We start from the raw sequence: 21,137 nt of genomic DNA, 5'->3' as shown, positions 1-21,137 counted from the left end.
CAGTCATTCATAAAAAGGGTGATACTCAATGACCAAAAAATCGGAAGAAAAATACGATAAAATATTACAAGCAGCGATTCAAGTCATTTCCGAAAAAGGATATGAAAATACGTCCATCTCAGATATCGTTAAAAGTGCGGGAATTGCACAAGGAACCTTTTATTTATACTTCCCATCAAAAAGTTCCTTAATTCCTGCAATAGCTGATCATTTACTGACGATTACATTTGAAAAAATGAAGCTAGTCGTTTCTGACCAGGACTCATTTTGGATAGTTTTAGAAAAAGTCATTCGTACGACCTTTGAAACTACGGAGGATTTTAAAGATATCATCATTCTCTGTTATTCAGGTTTAGCGATTGAACATTCGATGGAAAAATGGGAGATCATCTACCAGCCTTTCTACCAATGGTTTGAAGAAAAAATCAATCTTGCCATTAAACATCAAGAAATCATTGATACGATTGATGTTAAACTTACAACGAAAATGATCATTAATCTCATGGAAAACACTGCGGAAAGATATTTTATCGGTAAAGAACATGATGCACTAGAAGAAGAATATCAAAAGGAAATTTATAACTTTATAAAAAGATCCTTATCAGCTTTTTAAATATTGGATACTTACATCCAATATTTTTTAGATAAAAAAAATGAATGATAGTCATTCATTTGGAAAGAAGGGGAGAAATATGGAATGGTTATTATTATTACTAGCTGGCGCTCTTGAAGTCGTATGGGCGACATTATTAAAACATGCAGATAGCCTAATGGATTGGTTGATCACTCTAGTCGTTATCATCATAAGCTTTCTTTTACTCATTCGTTCATATAAGAAAATTCCTGTTGCTGCTGCTTATACAGTTTTTGTTGGAATCGGAACAACTGCAACCTACTTTGTTGGAGTTATTTTAGGAGATCCATTTTCTTTTAAGCAATTAATATTCCTAGTATTTTTAATTACTGGAATCATTGGAATGAAGGTATTTACCACTACTAATAATGAAAGGAGTGAACAATAATGGTTTGGGGATTACTATTGCTTGCAGGAATAGAGGAAGTCATTGCTACTATATCCATGAAATACTTAGATGGATGGAAGAAAAAATGGCCAATTATTGTAATAGTCGTCGGTTTTTCACTGTCCTTTTATTGCCTTTCAACCGCTATGCAAACCTTACCCGCAGGAATAGCCTATGCCGTCTGGACAGGAATTGGTACCATCGGGATTACATTAGCTGACCTTTTTTGGTTTAAAGAAAAGATCAATAAATTTCAGGCTTTCTCACTGCTCTTTATATTAATTGGTGTCATTGGTATGAGTCTCACTTCTTAATGCTGTTATTTTTATAGTTAAAAATGCTGCTCCAATTGTCTTATGTGGAGCAGCATTTTGTTTATTCATTTTTGTACCATTTCATAAAATTGTCTTTTTGAATAACATGAAGAACACATGGAGACTGGGTTTGCCTTTCAATTTTTACATGCTCATCTGGAAAGATCGATTCCACATTAAAAGTGATATAAGGTAATTTTTCTTGTGCCTTTATGGACCGAATATTGTCCTTTTTTGCCCCAGCAAATACAAGCTCTAAATTAAGCTGTTGAAAAGCAAATATGAGAATTTCCTTTTTCGCCCATTCATTATATCCTTTACCCCAGTAGTCAAATCCAATCCAAGTACCAATATGACAGCTCTTTTTGTTATGATCGATATCCTTTAATGTGATCACGCCAATTAAACCTTCTGTTTCACTGTATATGACCCGCGAATACTGTTTACCTTCCTCTTCCTCTTTTTTAATAAATTCGATAAAGCTAATTGTATCCTGAATCGTTTTCACAGATAATCCTAGTGCCTTGCTTACTTGAGGAGCACTAGATAGTTCAAACATGCGACTAGCAAACTTAATATTGTGCGGAACTAACCTATTCATGAAATCTCCCCTTTCTGATGTTTCATTCATTGTTCGACATTTCTTTGAAATTCCCTTCGATGACAGCAGGAATATTGAAACTTTTGAAGAAATGAAGTTATTAAGAGAATATATATAAGGGAGGAAAAAATAGAATGAATTTGTTAGAACACAATATATAAAAACGTATAAGAGGACCTCCTCTACTAAACAATTAAAATTGTTAAAAGAAAATCTGGAGGAGATCAATCATGATAAAAGACGAATTATTTTCTACTTATATACAGGAAAAAAATCAAACCTTTTCAGGATGGGATTTTTCATATCTATCAGAGACTGGGCGCGTGCAAAATGGAATCCTTTCTTGGTCCTATGGAAGTATCGTCCTTCCGCTTATAAAAGAAGCACAAGCCATGCTGGACATGGGGACAGGTGGTGGAGAATTTTTATCTATGTTGACACCATATCCACCAACTATTTGTGCTACGGAATCCTATCCCCCAAATGTTCCAATAGCTAAAAAAAGGCTAGAACCTTTAGGAGTAAAAATTGTGCAAATTGACGATGATAATGAACTTCCATTTGAAGACAATAGCTTTGACTTAATTATTAATCGACATGAATCTTACTCACCAATTGAACTAAAAAGAATTCTTACTAATCAAGGAATTTTTCTTACTCAACAAGTTGGAGGCACTGATTGCTCTCAAATAAACGAACAATTAGGGGCACCTTTAAATGAAGAATTCAATCATTGGAATTTGCGCTATGCAGTTAATGAATTAGAGGATCATGGGTTTAAAATTATTGATCACCGTGAAGAATTCCCTATGCAAAGATTCTATGACATTGGCGCATTAATCTATTATTTAAAAGCAATCCCTTGGCAGGTACCTGATTTCACTATTGAAAAATATCAGGATCGACTCTATCAAATCCATAAAATCATACAATCCAAAGGCTATTTCGATGTACAGCAATCTCGATTTATAATTAAGGCCGTCTTAGAATAGAAAAAACCGGTTATACCGGTTTTTTCTGCTTAATTGGGATTTAGCTACGGGGGCATCTGGTTATTATGTGCTTCCACTTTCCTTTTGAGACACATTTTTGGGCTATTTTCTTCATTATGTGTCTCCACTCTTTCCTTGGAGACACATTTTTGGCCTTTTTTCCCGATTATGTGTCTCCACTCTCTCCTCTGACACACATTTTTGGCTTTTTTCTCTCATTATCTGTCTCCACTCTTGCCTCAAAGACATTTCAATCTTTCTTCCTCATTCTGTTGCTCCATTCTAACTTTTTAAAGTATTTCTTTAATTTCCTTCAACGCTTTGGCTGTTTGAATATGGTTTAACCAACTAGCTTGAACAGTGGTTTGGTTAGTGATAACTAATTCAACAATATCCGCATCATGGAGTACGGTATAGATTGGTTTTTTCAGTCCATTTATCCTTGAAGCAGACATTTTTCTAGCGAGGTGAGGGTTTAAATGAAAAGCAAAATCAATAACCGTGGATTTTTCTGGTAATGTGATAATATCCATTTTCGGTGTAAACACTGTTAGTTCCTTTTGAAATAACTCAAATGAAATCAAGTCGTGAAATTCTATTGGATTTGTTGTTACCGATTGAACAGATTTAATCGTATCTTTTAATATTCTGCTACTAAGCATTGGTATAGGATCGTTCTTTAATAATTGGAAGATACTTGTCTGCTCGGTTTGAATAATAAATGTTACTTCTATTTCATTAATGAGAACTTTTGTAGTGAGATGCTTTGAAAACATACTTTTCTCTATGGCAATATTGTCTTCGAAATGTTGAAGGGGTTGAAACAGTTGGTGCACAATTCCAAGAGCAGTGTAGCAATGAATGGATTCTTTAGTTGTTAGTTTAATCATGAATAATTCAGCTAGTGGTTTTTCTTCCTGAATAATAGATGCTGCTTTGTAGATTGGTTCCTTTTCCCAGGTCATCTCCATATCAAGATTTCCCTTACTGCTTATTATTCTGTCTGAACAGGAATCGAAAATAGGAAGAAATGTTTTAGTATAATTATTGACTAGCTTTTGAACTTCGTGAAATCTTGGCGGGTTTAGATACTTAAAGGATAATTCCTCTAATTCCTCCTGCATTTGATACAACCCTAGCCGTTCCGCTAATGGAGAAAAAAATAATAATGTTTCATTGGCATATGGAACCTTCTTTTCTATTTTCTTTACTTCCAGTGTTCTCATATTATGTAACCGATCGGCAAGTTTAATAATAAGAATACGAATATCCTTCACCGAAGCAGATAATAGCTTCTTTGCATTTATTGCACTATATTCCTCTTTGTGTAGATTCCCTTTTTTCTCCTTCGTTAAGCCTTCAACAATGAAAGCAACCTCTGAACCAAAGGAAGCCGCGATTTCCAGTAAGGTCACACTCGTATCTTCCACAACATCATGGAGTAGAGCAGCAATTAGCGTAGTATGATCAGCTTGGTAATTCATTAAAATTTCACACACAGCTATCGGGTGAATAATGTAAGGTTCTCCGGTTGCTCGTTTTTGACCTTTATGTGCATCTTTTGCGAACAATAAGGCACGTTCTAAACTTTCAATCTCATCCTCTTGTAAATATAGGGCTTGGTCAAAATTCACATTCATACCTCCTTGGTTATATTTACAATTATAGGTCTATCTGTGAATGAATTGCTTATGAAAATTAGAATTCAAGGGAATAATACGATGAGTATTCAACATTATGGAGTGAATAGAATTGAACTTCAATTCATTTTGGTATTTCTTATTACTTATATATAGTGTAATAATATTTATGTTTACCATATTTAAAAAGAGAAATATACAAACATTATTATTAGTCTTTGCGATGATCGGATTTGGTTATTTCATTGAGACGATAATCTTTAACTTTTTAGGAAGCTATGATTATTACCCTCATATAATAAAATCCCCATCCTTTTATGATAATAATTTGGGGGCATTCTTCTCCAATGCATTAGCACTACCAGTGACAGCTACCTTCATCGTAACCCTTCATTTGCATTGGGTTTGGATGATTTTATTTTCACTTTTCTTTGTAGGAGTAGAATGGCTGTTTTTGAAGCTTCATATTTATTCACATAATTGGTGGACTTTAGTGCATACAGGGGGCGGAATTTTTGTATATTTTGCAATAGCAAAGTTGCTTTATCAACAAATTCTACGTCGAAAAAATGTATTCTTCCATTATTTAATTCTTTATTTCATTGTCGGGAGTATTTCGGGAAGTGCACATATTCTACCCATTATCTTTTTTTCGAATCGAGTGTATCACCCTGGCTGGTTTGCTGATCCAGGGCGTGATTCTATGGCATTAGCAGCTGTATTTTATTTATGTGCTAGTTTTTACTATTGTCTATTAACAGTACTGGCCTGGAAAATTGAGTGGGCAAAATATGTTCTAACAGGAATCTTGATATATATAGTAAACCTATTTCTTATCTCCGCAGGCTTTCTCCAGAGTCTAGTATGGTGGGATATCCCGTATTATGTTGTATTGTCTTTAGTACTTTTGAAGATCTCAATAGTAGTTGAAAAAAGGTTGGCCGGCACCAATGATCCAGCAAATCAAGAAAACTATTTTTAATTTCCTTTATTGGTGCCTGACACCGACTTAAATTATATATTCCTGATGCTTTTCGTAATCACTTTTTTTGCATTCAAGTATGAGCTTTGTTCCTGTTTCTTCATAGCTCGTGTTAATCACATGGGCATATTCGTTGAAATAAGAAATGATGCCTCCCTTGTCATAAGGGATTAACATCTCACATTTGATATAATCTGTAAAGATTTCTTTTCTTATTAGTCCAACCAACTCATCCATTCCAATTCTCTGTTTAGCTGAAAGAAATATATCTTCCCCTCTAACCGTTGGAATTTGCATATCCTTTAAATCGGATTTATTGTAAGCATAGATCGTTGGGATATTTTCAATTCCAATATCCTTCAATGTTTCATTTGTAATATTGATTAATTGCTCATAATTTGGATTAGAATAATCAACGACATGGATGAGTAAATCACTTTCTGCCACCTCTTCTAAAGTTGAGCGGAATGCTTTTACTAGATGATGTGGTAGCTTACTAACAAATCCAACTGTATCCGTTAATAAAAATGATTTTTGATCTGCTAATGAAATATTTCTTACGGACGTTTCCAAGGTAGCAAAAAGCATATCTTTTTCAAAAACCTGTTTATTTTCAAGTGGATTAAACTTTTCCACCAATGCATTCATAATTGTTGATTTACCTGCATTCGTATAACCAACTAATGAAACAACAGGTACATTATTCTTTTTCCGTTGTTTACGTTGCGTTTTGCGGTGGGCCACTAAAACCTCCAGCTCTTTATTTAATGCTGTAATCTTGGCTTCAATTTTACGACGATCCAGCTCCAATTTTGTTTCACCGGCACCTCTATTCTTCAAGCCAGACCCACCACCTTGGCGTCCTAAGGATGCACGTAATCCCACTAATCGAGGAAGCATATACTGCAGTTGGGCCACTTCAACTTGAAGCTGGGCCTCTTTTGTTCTAGCACGTTCAGCAAAAATATCTAAAATTAAAATCGTTCGATCAATGACTTTACAATCAATATCCGCTTCTAAGTTTCGAATTTGTGATGGAGATAATTCATCATTAAAAATCACTACATTCGCATCCAGCATTTCCACAAGTGCACGAATTTCATCAATTTTCCCGGTACCTACATAATGGGACTTATTTATTCTTTGTAAATTTTGTACGATTTCTCCTCCAACTTCTATATCACATGCATCAGTTAAATTTCGCAACTCTTCCATTGAATAGTCAAAATCAGGCTGATGATTTAGATTAACACCGACTAATATTGCTTTTTCTCTTTGTTCCATATAATTGACCTCCATTGTAAAATTACCCTGTCTGTACGAATCTGAGTAACGGATATGATTAGCATCCCCCAAAAAGGAGTCACTAAAAAACAATAAACTAAGGGAACAGCCCCACTGATTACTTATACATTCCTATTTTGTTAGGTAAAAAAATTGAAAAAAAGACAACAAAAAAGAGGGTAGAATCGTCTCTCCCTCTACTTGTTATATATTTTGGAAAATCAACACTATGATTTTCTTAAAGAATATAAAATAGGTTCCCTGAAGTAGGCAGACCAATCCGGTTACTCTGTACAAAGACAGAGCCTTTGAGCACTATTCAATTAGTAGCACAAACCATTTAATCGGATTGAAATGAACTTCAAGGCAAACCCTCCGTTCTGTAAAAAAGTTATAAATATCTTACCATAAAACAAATTATGATGACAACATCTGATCACCTTAATTTTCAGTTTTTTTACAAAAAGGTTGTTTTTCCAATATGCAGGCTGCGAAAGCTCATCTAGCACCTTAACCTCCAGAATAGAAAATACCTAGCAAGGGCAACCCTTGCTAGGTATTTATTCTAGCTTAATCAATAATATTAATTTTACCTTCTGCTAGTTTTGTTGCCACATTACCGAAATCGTCTACTACTTTGACTTCGATGACGGCACCTTCAACTTTTATGTTGTTTGTTGCTGTCCAGTAACCAACATAATGGCCTTCAGATGTTTCCATCATTGGCAATTCTGTTGCATTTTCACCTTCAACATTTGTTAAAGGCATGTGGATCGCAAATGTTGCTTTAAGTCCAGGTTTACTATCAAATTCAATTTTGACAGTGCTGCCTGGCTTCAGGTTTTTATTTTCTGTTGGCAATAGGTTTTCGATTACAGGTCCATCGTATTGTGCAGTGACTGTAATCTTTTGAGTCACTTTATTGCCTGCTTTATCTTGAGCAACCACTTTGATTTCATTTTCTCCGTTTTCTAGCATGATACGCTTAGAATATTTTCCATCTTTTACAGTTGCTGCTTGACCGTTTACTTTTACCCAATCAAGGTTAGCATCTTCAACAGTACCTTCTACAGTCACTGTTTCTTTGTTTGTTTTTTCATTGTTTTTCGGACTATCAATTGAAAGAGTTGGTTTTGTTTTATCCAATACCACTTTAACCGGAGCGGATTCTTCCGTTGATCCAGACTCCACAGAAGCTTTCACTGTTAAAACATTTTCTCCTTCTGCTAACGTAACATCAGAAGCAAATGTTCCATTTTCGGAAGCTTTAACAGTTGCGACTTCTTCACCATTATTTAAAATATGCACATCTGTAGCTGGAGAAGCTGTACCTTCCACTTTTACTGTTTCTTGATTAGTAAACTCTCCATCTTTTGGAGATGTAATGGTTGGCACTTCCACTTCATAGCTAACACGTGCACGAATCATATAGTTTCCTTCATCAGCAGGTGATGGTGACCAAGCCCCACCAACTAATTGCCAGCTACGTTTTGCATTTGGTCCATTCTCATCTGTTCCTAATCCTGGAGCATTAGGATTTGGTCGTGATTGAATATAAACCATATAGAAGTCTCCATTTACGACAATTCCTTGGGCCGAAAGGTCGACAACTGTCCAATCACCATTTCGTAGTGCAGTGGCATCAATTGGTCCAGCAAGTTTCTTACCTGGTGCTCCATCAGCTCCAGAAGCATCCCAAACTTCTACCTTGAACTCTGTGCCACCTGGTACAGGCCATTCTGTATCCCAGAAACGGAATACACCTGCTGTAACAATGGCAGATTTTTTCCCTTCTGGTAATGACATTTTCACTGCCCAGCCATTTCCTGCATCATAGAATGCATGTGCATTTTCGGCTGTACCATCATCATAACCGATATCACCGCCAGGATAGCTGATGATTGGCTCTAAATCAATATTGATATTGTCTGTTTCTCCACCATTTACTGTCACTTCAATTTCTTGACCATGATAGTAAGGTGCAATGACTTTTAATGTGTAAGTTCCTTCATATGCAGTTAGATCATAATTTCCACTTGCATCTGTTTGAACCGGAGCGACAGCCGCATCCTCTACAAGTAGAACAGTTGCCCCTTGTACTGGTTCCCCAGTTGAGCTATTTGTTACAGTACCACTAACATTTCCTTTTGCTAATTCTTCTAAGACAAAATTCGCTGTTGCCACACCATTATTTTGAATGTTTACGCTCTGTTGTACAGGGCGGAATCCATAAGCATCAGCTTGTAAGGTATATGTGCCAGCTGCATGAGACATTTCATATTCACCATTCGCTGGATTTGTTGCTACGGAACGTCCAGTCTCTACTACACTTACTTGCGCACCTATAGGTAATAGTGTAGGATTAACTTGTTCCTCTTTGGTAGGAGGAGCATCTTTCTTAGGTAACTCTGGCTTAATTGTAGCTGGATTTACCTTTTCTTTTTTCGCTGAGTCTTTTACATCATCTTTAACCACACCTAATGTACCTTTACCTGCAGAAGTTTTTCCACTAATTGATGTTGCTGAAAGCTTCACATCATCAATATACCAGCCTTGTTTCTGAACACTTCCGTCGGATTTTAAATTGAATCCAATATAAATACGTTGTCCGCTATATTGCGATAGATTTACTTCTTGATTTGTCCAGCTACTTGTTGTGCCATTTAATCGTAAAAGCTGTGTCCAGTTCTCACGATCAGTTGAAACAAATACATGGGCAAAATCATAGTTATTCTCTAATTCATACCAATTTTTGAATTGTAGGTATGTGTTTCCTTCTGGAAGATCGATTGGAGGCATAACAAGTGTCATATTGGCACTATTATCATAGTTTCCAGCAAGATTCGTTGCATATACCTTTTCACCAGAAGCAGCACTTCTTGGTCCAGAAGTTGGCACACCCCACTGCCATGTATCTTTAGTTCCAAAGGAAGTCCAACCAGTTGGAGTGGATTCGAAGTCTTGAGAATATCCAACTGTGATACCAGCTAGGACATTAACTTCATAGATTTCGCTTGTCACTTCATTATTGCCAAAGTCTAATACTTTCCAACGATATTTTAAAGAAGGTTCTTTAATCTTGTCACCAGGGATGACTGCTGAGTATTCTCCAGATTTGAAATCTCCGGATTTTCTTTCAGCATTTACGCTTTGCCATTCCCCATTTTCATTTTGATACTCTACTGTAACAGTTGATACACTAACATTGTCACTTACTTGCGCAGATACAGTTAAATCCATGCCTGAATATGTTTCAGAAATTGCACTGTGCTCTAAAGTAGGTGCTTCCGTATCATCCCCTGCTTTCGCTACTTGACCTTTTACTTTTCCAAGTCCATTCATAATGGAAGATACTGCGTCAAAGGCGTTTACTAAGCCATGCCCATATCCATTGTTCGGAGAGTTAGGGAATGTTGAATCTGTTAATGGTGTTGCTGTATCCATTAGAATTTGTTCAATTTCATCAACAGTAATAGCCGAATTGACTTGACGTAATAATGCAGCTACTGCCGAAACATGTGGGCCTGCCATCGATGTTCCATTCCAACCACCTTCATAAGCACTACCTGGAACTGATGAGCGAATATTTACACCCGGTGCTGATACTTCAGGCTTAGTCTCATTATATGGAGATGGTCCTTGTAATGAGAAGCTTGCCAATTTATTGTTGATATCTGTTGCACCTGTAGCAAAGCTTTCTGGATAGTTTGCTGGATTGGCGACTGAACCAGGTCCACCTGGATTGAATATATCTGTATTACCTGCAGAGAATTCCGGGAAGATTTCTGCTGCTCTCCAGTTTTGAACCATTTCACGGTACCATTCATCTAATCCAGGTCCGCCTCCCCAAGAATTATTTACTACATCAGGAGCCATTTCTGGGTGTGGGTTCCCTTGGGCATCTTTAGGAGCTAAAACCCATTCACCTGCTTCTAGTAGATCAGCATCTGTTCCACCAGCGGCTGTGAATGCTTTTACAGCAATCCATTTTGCACCAGGAGCGACACCAATTTGATTAGCTCCATTTGGTTCAGAACCAACCATCGTTCCCATCGTATGTGTACCATGTCCGTGATCATCGTATGGTGTTGCTCGACCGGCAGTTGCATCGAGCCAGTTCATGGCATTATTCGGTGAATTTGGATTGGCAGGATTATATCCTCGGTACTTTTCTTTCAATGCTGGGTGATCCCATTGAACACCTGTATCAATACCTGCAATGACCGTTCCAGTACCATCGATCCCCATATTCCAAACTTGAGGTGCACCGACACGGTCAATATTCCATTCGATACTATTTGTTTTTTCTTTTGGTTCAACAGCTGGTTTTACTACTTTATTTGGCGCTTGAATTACATTACTAAACAGCTGACGCGTTTCATTCGGAAGAACTTTTCCAACAGCCTCAAAGCTTGAAAGCTTTTGCATGACTTCCTTCGTCGCTGTTACCGCCATTCCATTAACAATATAGAAAGATTCGAAATCCTTCACATTGCCATTCTTCTGTTCTTTTTCAAGGAACTTAATGACTTCAGCTTGTGTACTCATCGCAGTTGCTCGCAATTCAGATACAACAGCTGAACGTTTTGCTAGTTCTGTTTTCACGGCTGAAAGGTTTGCCTTGTTTGCATTTTCGGCTGCTTTTTTAGCGACCTTTTTCGTGTCTGCCTGCTCTTTGAATTTAATAAGGAAAGTAACCTGATCATTGTCAGACTTAAATTGTTGTAAAAGCCTTTCACTGACCTTGGAACTTGTTACCCCTCCTTTATTGTCAAAGAGTGAAGTGTGTGGTTTTTTCGTTACAGATAATGATTCTGCATTTGCAAAACTTGGTGTAAGCAAGGATACAGACATCAGTACGGTAGCTAAAACCGAGGTGGCCTTTTTGACCTTTTTTCTTTTCATTTCTAGTTTTCCTCCCCTCTCAAAATAAAAGATGACAACTACTTTCCTCCTTTCTATAGACTGCTTGGTGAAGGTTCTTAGTTGTCAAAATAAATATATCTCTATAAGCAAAAAATATTTGTCATAATTTGTCGCTGTTGGTCTGAATTTTCAGAAATTAGTAGAATCGTATCAATTAACATTTTCATAAAGTGCCAAAAGAACTACACAAGCCCATTCTTTTTAATGAAAAAGGTTGAGATCTCAACCTTTTTATTACACCCCTATATAGGTACACTCAACTATTGTTTAAAAATTTCCATATCACTACTGAAAAACACGAATTTAAACCTACTTTATCCCCCTTGTAAAAGGTAAAAAAGAAGCAATATTAGTCTTAAAGTACCTAAGGAAGAGCATAAGGAAAAAAAATTGATGGTATATTTACCCATATAATAATGAATATCCATTTAGGACATCCTTCTTTTTACATATGAAGCGTTTATTTTTATTGACAAAGCCAAAGACTAGAATGATACTAGACTTTAGCAATGAATCGTTTCTTGAATTTTGTCGGCTTTGAAGTCCTAATCATTTAGCAGAGAAAAGCCCTGCTAGAATTTAATATATACAGATTTGACTCACGTACAAAATAAGCAATGATTATGAATCTAGCTTTATCATTTTTTTAATTGGAGGGTTTAAATGCAAAAAACAAATACAAAAATGGTTACAATTGCCCTTTTTGTCGCTACTTTTCTAACCGCTATTGAAGGGACAATTGTCAGCACTGCAATGCCGACAATTGTAAGTGATTTAAAAGGGATCGAATTAATGAACTGGGTATTTGCGATTTACCTATTAACATCCGCAGTAACTGTACCAATTTTCGGCAAGCTGTCAGATTTATATGGTCGAAAATTTATTTTTATGGTTGGCACTATTATTTTCCTTATCGGATCTGCACTATGTGGTTTAGCTCAAACAATGGAACAATTAATTATTTTCCGTGCAATACAGGGAATTGGTGCAGGTGCAGTCATGCCTGTAACAACGACGATCATTGCAGATATTTACCCATATGAAAAAAGAGCAAAAATTCTAGGTCTTATGGGAGCCGCTTGGGGAATAGCCGGAGTAATTGGACCACTTGTTGGTGGATTCTTCGTAGACCAATTATCTTGGCATTGGATATTCTATATTAATGTACCGTTTGGCATTCTTGCAATGTTAATGGTTGGTTTTTCTTTAAAAGAAAATATTGAAAAAACGAAAAAGAAAATTGATTTTGCAGGAGCAATTACATTTTCAATTGGTATGTTAGCCTTGCTCTTCGCCCTGCAAAGAGGAGGAGATACTCATCATTGGACCTCACCTTCAATTATTCTTACATTTGGGATTGGAATAGTATTATTAGTCTTATTTATCTTTATTGAATCAAAAGCAAAAGAGCCTTTAATTCCACTACAACTTTTCCGATTAAGAGCAGTATCCATCGCAAATGTTGTCGGTTTTCTTGCAAGTGCTGTACTTATCGGGATTACCGTTTATATCCCAATGTGGGTACAAGGGGTTACGGGACACGGAGCAACCATATCTGGTCTTATGCTCGCTCCTATGTCTCTTACCTGGATGATTGGTTCCTTTCTTGGGGGAAGATTGTTATTAAAATATGGTGAACGGTTGACTGTCGCTATAGGTACTGCAGTTATTTTCATTTCAACCATTTGGTTAATGTTTTTCAATATTCATACGGCTGAATTTTATTTCTATTTATTAGCCGCTCTAATTGGAGTAGGATTTGGAATGGTAATGACTATTACTATGGTTAGTGCTCAATCCGCTGTTGATTGGTCAATGAGAGGGGCTGCTACGGCTTCCAATACATTTTTCCGGACATTAGGGCAATCTGTTGGGGTCGCACTTCTTGGAACTTATTTCAACTCATCAATTTCAGTTAAAACAACTCAATCCAATGTGAATACTGAAAGCTTGAATCAATTAATTAATCCGAATCTCGCAAAAGAACTACCTGAACAAATACGTGCATCATTACGGGAAATTCTCGTATTTGGTTTACACCATTTATTTATCGCTATGATGATTATTGCTTTGGTTGGCTTTTTTATTTCGTTCCTTTTACCAAAGCTAAGTGCAGAAAGAGAAGTTAACTAAAAAAGGGGTTGTTATTAAGGGGATTAATCCCTTAATAACAACCCTATTTTTTGTACAATATTTTCAACCTAACGACTAATAAATTTTCAGTTTACCGCTTGAAACCTTAGCATCTATCTTATACTCACCTGAACCATGAGTGCCTTTGACTACTTTTTCATTATTTTGTTTATTATTTAGCGGAAAATCACAAGAGAAAATTCCACTGCCTACTTCTCCATTTAACGTAAAGCTCGCATCCTTCGGAAGATCAAGATTGGCCATTCCAGAGTTTACCTTCATCATAATTGAATCATTTAATTCTGCCATTTGAATATCCATTTTACCTGAAGAAAGTTTTGCATCAAGCTTTCCTTTATATTGATTCACATCTACAATACCAGACTCCATTTTAATTGTACCTGTTTTAGCAGTGATCGCATTTATATTAGATTTACCAGAAGACCCTTTATGGTAAAAACGCTGGACATCTAAGTTTTCTAATTTCACTATTCCGGAGCCCATTTTCACATTAAGATTCTTTAGTTTCATTGGGCTATTTTCGGCTCTCCCTGACATCACGATACGGCCAGATCCAATAGATAGATCAATATCCTTATCATAGCTTTCCGGGATATAAACATTTAATCTGCTTTTAGACCAGAAATTAATTCCATCTAACCATTTCCGTGTTACCTCAATCTGAATCGTATCTCCACTACGATTCATGATTAACTTCCCTTTTCCAGTTATTTCAGCTTTTATATCCTCACGATCATCTGGAATGACTTTTACATCATAACTGCCAATATCTAAGTCAATCTTATCAATATTCTTTATTGATTCCGTTTGTTCTCCTTTGTTCCCAAACGGAAACCATGACGCTTGCTTTATATTTGAACCGACAAAATATAGAACAATTAGTACAGCTAGAAAAATCAATAATTTTTTCATCCCTTATCTTCCTTCCTTCAACTTCTTATTTTCATCATAAGGAATAATTCTACCTGCAACAATGTACTATAGATTTAAAAAAAGTTAAGACCTTAGACGTAGGATAAAAAAATTTTTCTCACTGTTTCTTTGTTAGAGCTAGATAATCCATTACAACTTTACGATGGCTTTTTACAATTCCTTCTGGAAGTTCAAGCGGATCTTTAAATTGACAGTCATTTAATTCAACCTGATCGACTACGATCGTACCACTATACTTTTCCGTGTAATAGGCAACCGTTACTGCAAAAAATTCATCACCATTTTCTGCCTTACTATATTGACCAGGTCCTGAATAAACATTTATTAACTTAAGATCCTCAACAGTTAGACCGGTTTCTTCAAAGACTTCCCTGCGAGCCACATCTTCAGTTGATTCCCCTAATTCCATTAAGCCCCCTGGCAAGCCCCATGATCCCTTTGGAAATTTTCGTTGCTGTAATAAAATGCGGCCATGCTCATCAACCATGACAACTACTGCACCTACCAAAATTAATGGTCGATGACCAACCAGCTTACGTATGTCTTCAATATATCCCAAATTTAATAACTCCCTTATTAGATTTTATATTCATTTACAGGTGTAAGAGGCTCTCCACCAAGTAAAACTCTTATAAGATTCTCCGCAGCCAACTCGGCCATTTTTAGTCTTGTTTTCTGACTAGCACTTCCGATATGTGGCAGTGTGACTACGTTTGGTAATGATAATAATGGAGAACTCAGTTCAAGAGGCTCTTTTTCAAAAACATCTAATCCTGCCGCCCATATTTCTCCATCCTTCAAGGCTTCATATAAAGCCTTCTCATCAACAATCCCACCACGAGCAGTATTAATTAAAATAGACGAGTTTTTCATCATTTTCAATTCCCTTGCACCAATCATGTGATGTACTTCTGGACTATAAGGAATTAAAATACTAACAAAATCAGAGTGAATGAGAAGTTTATCTAAATCACAATATCCTAATCCCAATTCCTCCTCCAAGTTAGTCTTACGTGTACGACTGTAATAAAGGATATTCATTCCGAAACCTCTTGCTCTTCTCGCAACGGCTTGACCTATTCGTCCCATACCGATTATTCCAATGGTCGATCCATAAATATCTTGACCGGTTAACTGCATAGGTGACCAAGTTTTCCATTGATCACTCCGTAGATATTCAGAAGCTTCCACTATCCTTCGTGCAGTAGCCATTAATAAAGCAAATGTGAGATCAGCAGTTGTTTCCGTCAAAACACCAGGGGTATTAGTGACAATGATTCCCTTTTGTGAGGCAGCCTTCATATCAATATTGTTATAACCTACAGCTAGATTACTAATAATCTTCAGATGGGATGCATATGAAAGAAGCTCTGCATCGATGGTTTCTGTTAAAAGACAAAGCAAACCATCTACCTGCTGAATTTCTCGTATTAGAATCTCCCTTGGAACTGGTACATCTTCTTTATCCCACATACGTATATCTACATGGTCAAGCAAGTAATGATAGATTTGTTCAGGAATTTTTCTTGTAATATAAATTTTTGGTTTCATTTCATCACCCCCTACTTACTTCTAGAAGGATGAATCATTTCCCTCTAATTACCTCAAGTGTTGCTTCCACTGAAATATTGTATTTCTTTTTTTGCATAATGATCCTCCTCTTTTAACAGGAACTAAAAAGTTCCTATATCACTCTTAGGTTCCTATATAACAAAAAAGTGCGTACTTCCCAAAATCATTTCTATCCTCCATAATAGCATTTGCCGGTCGAATGATACTATAAGTTTTTATTCATATATATTTCAAAAAAAGAAGGAGGAATAAACATGTCTTTAAATAAAAGACGAAGTACGATGGCATTATTAGCACTCGCAGTAAGTGCGTTTGCCATTGGTACAACTGAATTTATTAGTGTGGGTTTATTACCACTCATTGCAAATGACTTAAATATTCCCGTTACATCAGCAGGTTTAACGGTTTCCTTATATGCATTGGGAGTCACTTTCGGAGCTCCTATCCTAACATCTGTGACATCTAGTATGTCACGCAAATCTTTATTACTGTGGATTATGATCATCTTTATCATCGGAAATAGTCTTGCTTTTAGTGCGACATCTATTGGTGTTCTTCTTGTTGCACGTGTAATTGCAGCCTTTTCTCATGGAATATTCATGTCAATTGGATCAACCATAGCTGCAGATTTAGTACCAGAAAATCGCCGTGCAAGCGCCATTTCCATTTTGTTTACAGGATTAACTGTTGCTACAGTCACCGGTGTTCCATTTGGTACATTTATCGGTCAACAATTCGGTTGGAGACTTGCCTTTTTATTAATTGTTATTGTCGGTGTTATAGCTTTTTTTGCGAACTGGATTCTTGTTCCATCCGATTTAAAAAAAGGAGAAAAGACATCCTTTCGGGATCAAGTTAAATTAGTAACAAATGGTCGGCTAATGCTCTTATTTATTATTACTGCTTTGGGATATGGAGGTACATTTGTTGTCTTCACCTATTTATCCCCTCTATTACAGGAAGTAACGGGTTTCAAAGAAGGTACTGTTGCCGTTATTTTGCTCATTTATGGGGTCGCTATTGCTATAGGGAATATGCTAGGTGGAAAACTTTCTAATCGAAACCCTATTCGCTCATTATTTTATATGTTTATTGTCCAAGCCATTGTGTTATTTATTTTATCCTTTACTGCACCTTTTAAAGTAGCAGGACTTATAACCATTCTTTTCATGGGATTGTTAGCTTTTATGAACGTTCCTGGTTTACAAACATATGCAGTTATTTTAGCGGAGCGATTTGTTCCAAGCGCGATTGATGTTGCCTCTGCCGTAAACATTGCCGCTTTTAACGCTGGTATAGCGCTTGGATCCTATTTAGGCGGTATAATCACACATTCGATCGGGCTTATTCATACCGCTTGGATCGGCGCATTAATGGTACTTGGGGCTGTTATTCTTACTAGTTGGAGCATGAAACTTGAGAAACAGGATCAACGTAAAGTTAACTAATAAAACAATTGATAATATAACTATTTTATCTATTAGGAGGAAAAAAAATGATTCAACATTTACAAGATACAACAACATTGCATAATGGAGTAAAAATGCCATGGTTTGGGCTAGGGGTATTTAAAGTCCCGGATGGGGATACAGTAACCCAGTCTGTAAAAGCAGCGATCATCAATGGATATCGAAGTATCGATACAGCAGCAGTATATGAAAATGAAGAAGGTGTTGGTCAAGGAATCAAAGAAGCAATTGAAGAAACAGGACTTTCACGCGAGGATCTTTTCATAACCTCAAAGATATGGAATGATGACTTTGGATATGAATCTACCTTAGCAGCTTTCGAAACTAGTTTAAAAAAACTTGGATTAGACTATTTAGACCTTTACCTTGTCCATTGGCCGGTAGAGGGGAAGTATATCGACACATGGAGAGCATTAGAAACACTTTATAAAGAAGGAAAAATTAAAGCCATCGGTGTAAGTAACTTTAACATTCATCATTTAGAAAGCTTATTGAAACAAGCAGAAATCAAACCGATGGTAAACCAAGTAGAATACCATCCTCGTTTAACTCAAAAGGAACTCCATGAATTTTGTAAAGAACATGGTATTCAGTTGGAAGCATGGGCACCGTTAATGCAAGGAGGACTATTTGATCATCCTACATTACAAGAGATTGCATCGAACCATCAAAAATCAGTTGCCCAAGTTATCTTACGATGGGATTTACAAAATGGTGTTATCACCATACCGAAATCAACAAAGGAAGAAAGAATGATTGAAAATGCAGCGATCTTTGACTTTGAATTATCTGCAAATGAAATGAAGCAGATTGATGCATTAAATGAAAATCATCGTGTCGGTCCCGATCCAGATAATTTCGATTTTTAACTCTATCCATTTTTAACTTAAATAAATAATAAACTCTAAAAGGGTCTGACCTCACATACAAGCATATTCTAGAAAGAAACTACTTTTTTCAGAACTAGAATATGGCATTGTGAGGTTGACCCTTTTTTCTTAAACATGGTTGCTATTTAAGTGAAGTTCTATCTGAAAACTATTGACTGTAGACCAAAGAGCGGCAATCTTCCATAAAAACCGGCAATTGGGCTTTTACAAGAGTAACAAACTATACGAAAACAGCCCTTATTTATAACTGATCTAATGCCTGCTTAAGATCGTCCCAAATATCCTCCCACGCTTCAAGACCAACCGATAAACGAATCAGTTGATTAGTAATGCCCATTTTTATACGCTCTTCTTCAGGAACAACTGCATGTGTCATCGTTGCTGGATGCTGAATTAATGTTTCAGAATCCCCTAGACTAACCGCAATTTTTATTAATTGACAATGATTTAAAAACTGCTGTGCCTCTTCTTTAGTACCGTCAATCTCAAAACTGATCATTCCACCTGGATGCCTCATTTGGCGTTTAGCAAGTTCATACTGTGGAAAATCTGGATCGCCAGGGAAGTACATCATTTTCACCTTAGGGTGTTTTTTTAGCTGATTCGCAATTTTAGTTGCATTCTCACAATGGCGATCCAAGCGAACTGGCAATGTTTTTAATCCTCTAATTAATAACCAAGCATCAAAAGGACTAATGATTCCGCCAATATCTTTAAGCGTCGTCATCATCATTTCGCTCAATTCTTCCTTCCGACCTACAACCAATCCAGCAATCACATCTCCATGACCACCAATATACTTGGTCGCACTATGAATCACATAGTCACAACCTAGGGTTAAAGGTTGTTGTAAATAAGGAGAGCAGAAAGTATTATCAACAACAACTGGAATTCCCTTTTCTTTCGCAATCTGTACGATCATCTCTAAATCTACTAATTTCATCGTTGGATTAATAGGCGTTTCGATATAAATACATGTGGTATTATCCTGAATAGCAGATCTTACTGTTTCCTCATTTGAAAAGTTAATTAAATCATGACTAATCTGATGCTTATTTTCCATTAATTGAAGTAAACCAAACGTGCAGCCATAGATTCCTTCTGAACAAAGAATATGATCCCCTGTCTTTGTTAAATAAAAAAGGGTTGCCGAAACAGCAGCCATCCCAGATCCAAAGGCCAAAGCCATCTCTCCCTTTTCAAGAGCGGCGATCCTTTCTTCAAGCACTCGTACCGTTGGATTCCCTAATCGTGAATAAATATACCCCTCTGTTTCACCCGCGAAACGCTTTTCCCCCTCTTCAGCAGTTGGAAAAGTAAAGGTTGACGTTTGAAATAATGGTGGCACAAGACTCCCTTCATGCAGCATGGAATCGTAACCATTATGAATAACCTCTGTTTCAAATCGCTTCTGCTTTACCATCTAAGTGACCTCCCCTAATAATATAAAGCTATATATCTATCATATGATAGATAGTTATTTAATGGAAGCGTTTTCAACGATTCTATTCATATCAAAAAGGCTGCCTCAATGAAGCTAGCCTTTTACTGATCCAGCTAGTAATCCCTTAACAAAATACTTCCCTAATAGGATATAAACTAATAATGTTGGTAGTGCTGCTAGTACAGCTCCTGCCATCTGAACATTCCATTGTACAATTTGACTTCCCGATAGATTTTGTAATGCTACCATGATTGGTTGCTGATCCGAAGTGGTAATCGAGATAGCGAATAAGAACTCATTCCACACATTTGTAAACTGCCATATTGCAACTACAACAAATCCAGAAATAGATAAAGGTAGCATAATATTAGTAAAAATTCGTAAAAAACCGGCCCCGTCGATTTTTGCTGACTCAATCATTGATAAAGGGATATTCGCATAAAAGTTGCGAAACATTAACGTAGTAATTGGTATCCCATATACGACATGTACTAACACTAAACCTGGAATCGTATTATAGAGCTCTATGTTTCTTAAAAATTGGATTAATGGAATCAAAATGCTTTGGTATGGGATAAACATCCCAAATAATATAAGCGTAAAAAGGACTTCCGATCCTTTGAATTTCCATTTTGAAAGAACATATCCATTCAAGGCACCTAACAAGGCAGAAAGTATGGTTGCAGGAATAACTAGATAAAGTGAATTCATAAAATTAGGCGCCAATTTTTCAAACGCTTGCCCATAACTGCTAAAATCAATTTCAGAAGGAAGCTTCCACATATTGACCAATGTTACTTCATCTAAAGGTTTAACACTTGTGACTAAAATAACATAAACAGGAATTAAAAAAAGACACGCAAGCAGGATAAGAATGATATAAATCAATGGTTTTGAAAAGCTCCTAAGCACCA

At 36.5% G+C, this 21,137-nt stretch carries 17 protein-coding genes; 8 read left to right on the top strand and 9 right to left on the bottom strand.

Annotation, left to right across the window (positions count from 1 at the left end):
- Positions 1-28: 28 nt before the first annotated feature.
- From NST63_RS02875 to NST63_RS02865, 3 genes are all read left to right on the top strand, one after another.
- Positions 29-613: a TetR family transcriptional regulator gene (locus NST63_RS02875; protein ID WP_058004104.1), complete on the top strand. Its 585-nt coding sequence runs from the start codon at positions 29-31 to the stop codon at positions 611-613.
- Between the two features lie 79 nt (positions 614-692).
- Positions 693-1,022 carry a DMT family transporter gene (locus tag NST63_RS02870; RefSeq protein WP_078109140.1) on the top strand — a complete coding sequence of 110 codons (330 nt, stop codon included), beginning with the start codon at positions 693-695 and terminating at the stop codon, positions 1,020-1,022.
- Positions 1,022-1,336 (top strand): DMT family transporter, encoded by a 315-nt coding sequence (locus tag NST63_RS02865; protein WP_058004102.1) that lies wholly within the window; start codon positions 1,022-1,024, stop codon positions 1,334-1,336. Before NST63_RS02870 ends, NST63_RS02865 begins: the two co-directional genes overlap by 1 nt.
- Before the next feature lie 61 nt (positions 1,337-1,397).
- Here the strand turns inward: NST63_RS02865 and NST63_RS02860 are convergent, their stop codons facing one another.
- On the bottom strand, positions 1,398-1,937 hold the full coding sequence (locus NST63_RS02860; protein ID WP_341041218.1) for a GNAT family N-acetyltransferase: 540 nt from the start codon (positions 1,935-1,937) through the stop codon (positions 1,398-1,400).
- 230 nt (positions 1,938-2,167) lie between these two features.
- Here NST63_RS02860 and NST63_RS02855 point away from each other — a divergent pair, with 230 nt between their 5' ends.
- The gene (locus NST63_RS02855; protein ID WP_078109142.1) at positions 2,168-2,929 is read left to right on the top strand and encodes a class I SAM-dependent methyltransferase; all 762 of its coding nucleotides are present in this window, start codon (positions 2,168-2,170) and stop codon (positions 2,927-2,929) included.
- 290 nt (positions 2,930-3,219) lie between these two features.
- On the opposite strand, the gene NST63_RS02850 is transcribed toward NST63_RS02855, so the two are convergent.
- Positions 3,220-4,563: an HD domain-containing protein gene (locus NST63_RS02850; RefSeq protein WP_212946298.1), complete on the bottom strand. Its 1,344-nt coding sequence runs from the start codon at positions 4,561-4,563 to the stop codon at positions 3,220-3,222.
- A 118-nt stretch (positions 4,564-4,681) separates the two neighbouring features.
- Between NST63_RS02850 and NST63_RS02845 the strand changes: the two genes are divergently transcribed.
- Positions 4,682-5,551: a hypothetical protein gene (locus NST63_RS02845; protein WP_341041217.1), complete on the top strand. Its 870-nt coding sequence runs from the start codon at positions 4,682-4,684 to the stop codon at positions 5,549-5,551.
- Positions 5,552-5,578: 27 nt separating this feature from the next.
- Here NST63_RS02845 and hflX read toward each other — a convergent pair whose 3' ends face one another.
- Positions 5,579-6,835, bottom strand: coding sequence for a GTPase HflX (gene hflX, locus NST63_RS02840; protein WP_078109146.1), 1,257 nt, complete (start codon positions 6,833-6,835; stop codon positions 5,579-5,581).
- Between the two features lie 570 nt (positions 6,836-7,405).
- The gene (locus tag NST63_RS02835; RefSeq protein WP_341041216.1) at positions 7,406-11,740 is read right to left on the bottom strand and encodes a S8 family serine peptidase; all 4,335 of its coding nucleotides are present in this window, start codon (positions 11,738-11,740) and stop codon (positions 7,406-7,408) included.
- A 684-nt stretch (positions 11,741-12,424) separates the two neighbouring features.
- Here NST63_RS02835 and NST63_RS02830 point away from each other — a divergent pair.
- Positions 12,425-13,894 (top strand): MDR family MFS transporter, encoded by a 1,470-nt coding sequence (locus NST63_RS02830; protein ID WP_341041215.1) that lies wholly within the window; start codon positions 12,425-12,427, stop codon positions 13,892-13,894.
- Positions 13,895-13,969: 75 nt separating this feature from the next.
- Here NST63_RS02830 and liaG read toward each other — a convergent pair whose 3' ends face one another.
- The 3 genes from liaG to NST63_RS02815 form a co-directional block, all read right to left on the bottom strand.
- On the bottom strand, positions 13,970-14,827 hold the full coding sequence (gene liaG / locus NST63_RS02825; protein WP_341041214.1) for a LiaG family protein: 858 nt from the start codon (positions 14,825-14,827) through the stop codon (positions 13,970-13,972).
- 118 nt (positions 14,828-14,945) lie between these two features.
- Complete coding sequence (locus tag NST63_RS02820) at positions 14,946-15,407, bottom strand: NUDIX hydrolase (RefSeq protein ID WP_212946303.1); 462 nt, start codon at positions 15,405-15,407, stop codon at positions 14,946-14,948.
- Positions 15,408-15,424: 17 nt separating this feature from the next.
- Positions 15,425-16,399, bottom strand: a complete 975-nt coding sequence (locus NST63_RS02815; protein WP_212946304.1) for a 2-hydroxyacid dehydrogenase — start codon at positions 16,397-16,399, stop codon at positions 15,425-15,427.
- Between the two features lie 275 nt (positions 16,400-16,674).
- Here NST63_RS02815 and NST63_RS02810 point away from each other — a divergent pair, with 275 nt between their 5' ends.
- Complete coding sequence (locus tag NST63_RS02810; RefSeq protein WP_341041213.1) at positions 16,675-17,868, top strand: MFS transporter; 1,194 nt, start codon at positions 16,675-16,677, stop codon at positions 17,866-17,868.
- A 47-nt stretch (positions 17,869-17,915) separates the two neighbouring features.
- Positions 17,916-18,758, top strand: a complete 843-nt coding sequence (locus tag NST63_RS02805; protein ID WP_341041212.1) for an aldo/keto reductase — start codon at positions 17,916-17,918, stop codon at positions 18,756-18,758.
- A gap of 262 nt (positions 18,759-19,020) precedes the next feature.
- Here the strand turns inward: NST63_RS02805 and megL are convergent, their stop codons facing one another.
- Both megL and NST63_RS02795 read right to left on the bottom strand, forming a co-directional pair.
- Entirely contained in the window at positions 19,021-20,202 is a 1,182-nt protein-coding gene (megL, locus tag NST63_RS02800) for a methionine gamma-lyase (RefSeq protein WP_341041211.1), read from the bottom strand.
- A 114-nt stretch (positions 20,203-20,316) separates the two neighbouring features.
- The gene (locus NST63_RS02795; RefSeq protein ID WP_071975448.1) at positions 20,317-21,135 is read right to left on the bottom strand and encodes a carbohydrate ABC transporter permease; all 819 of its coding nucleotides are present in this window, start codon (positions 21,133-21,135) and stop codon (positions 20,317-20,319) included.
- Between the last annotated feature and the right edge of the window lie 2 nt (positions 21,136-21,137).

Origin of the sequence: Heyndrickxia sp. FSL W8-0496 (assembly GCF_038007825.1) — a bacterium.
In the GTDB taxonomy this organism is placed as follows: Bacteria; Bacillota; Bacilli; order Bacillales; family Bacillaceae_C; genus Heyndrickxia; species Heyndrickxia oleronia.
This window is presented reverse-complemented; position numbering and strand designations above follow the sequence as displayed.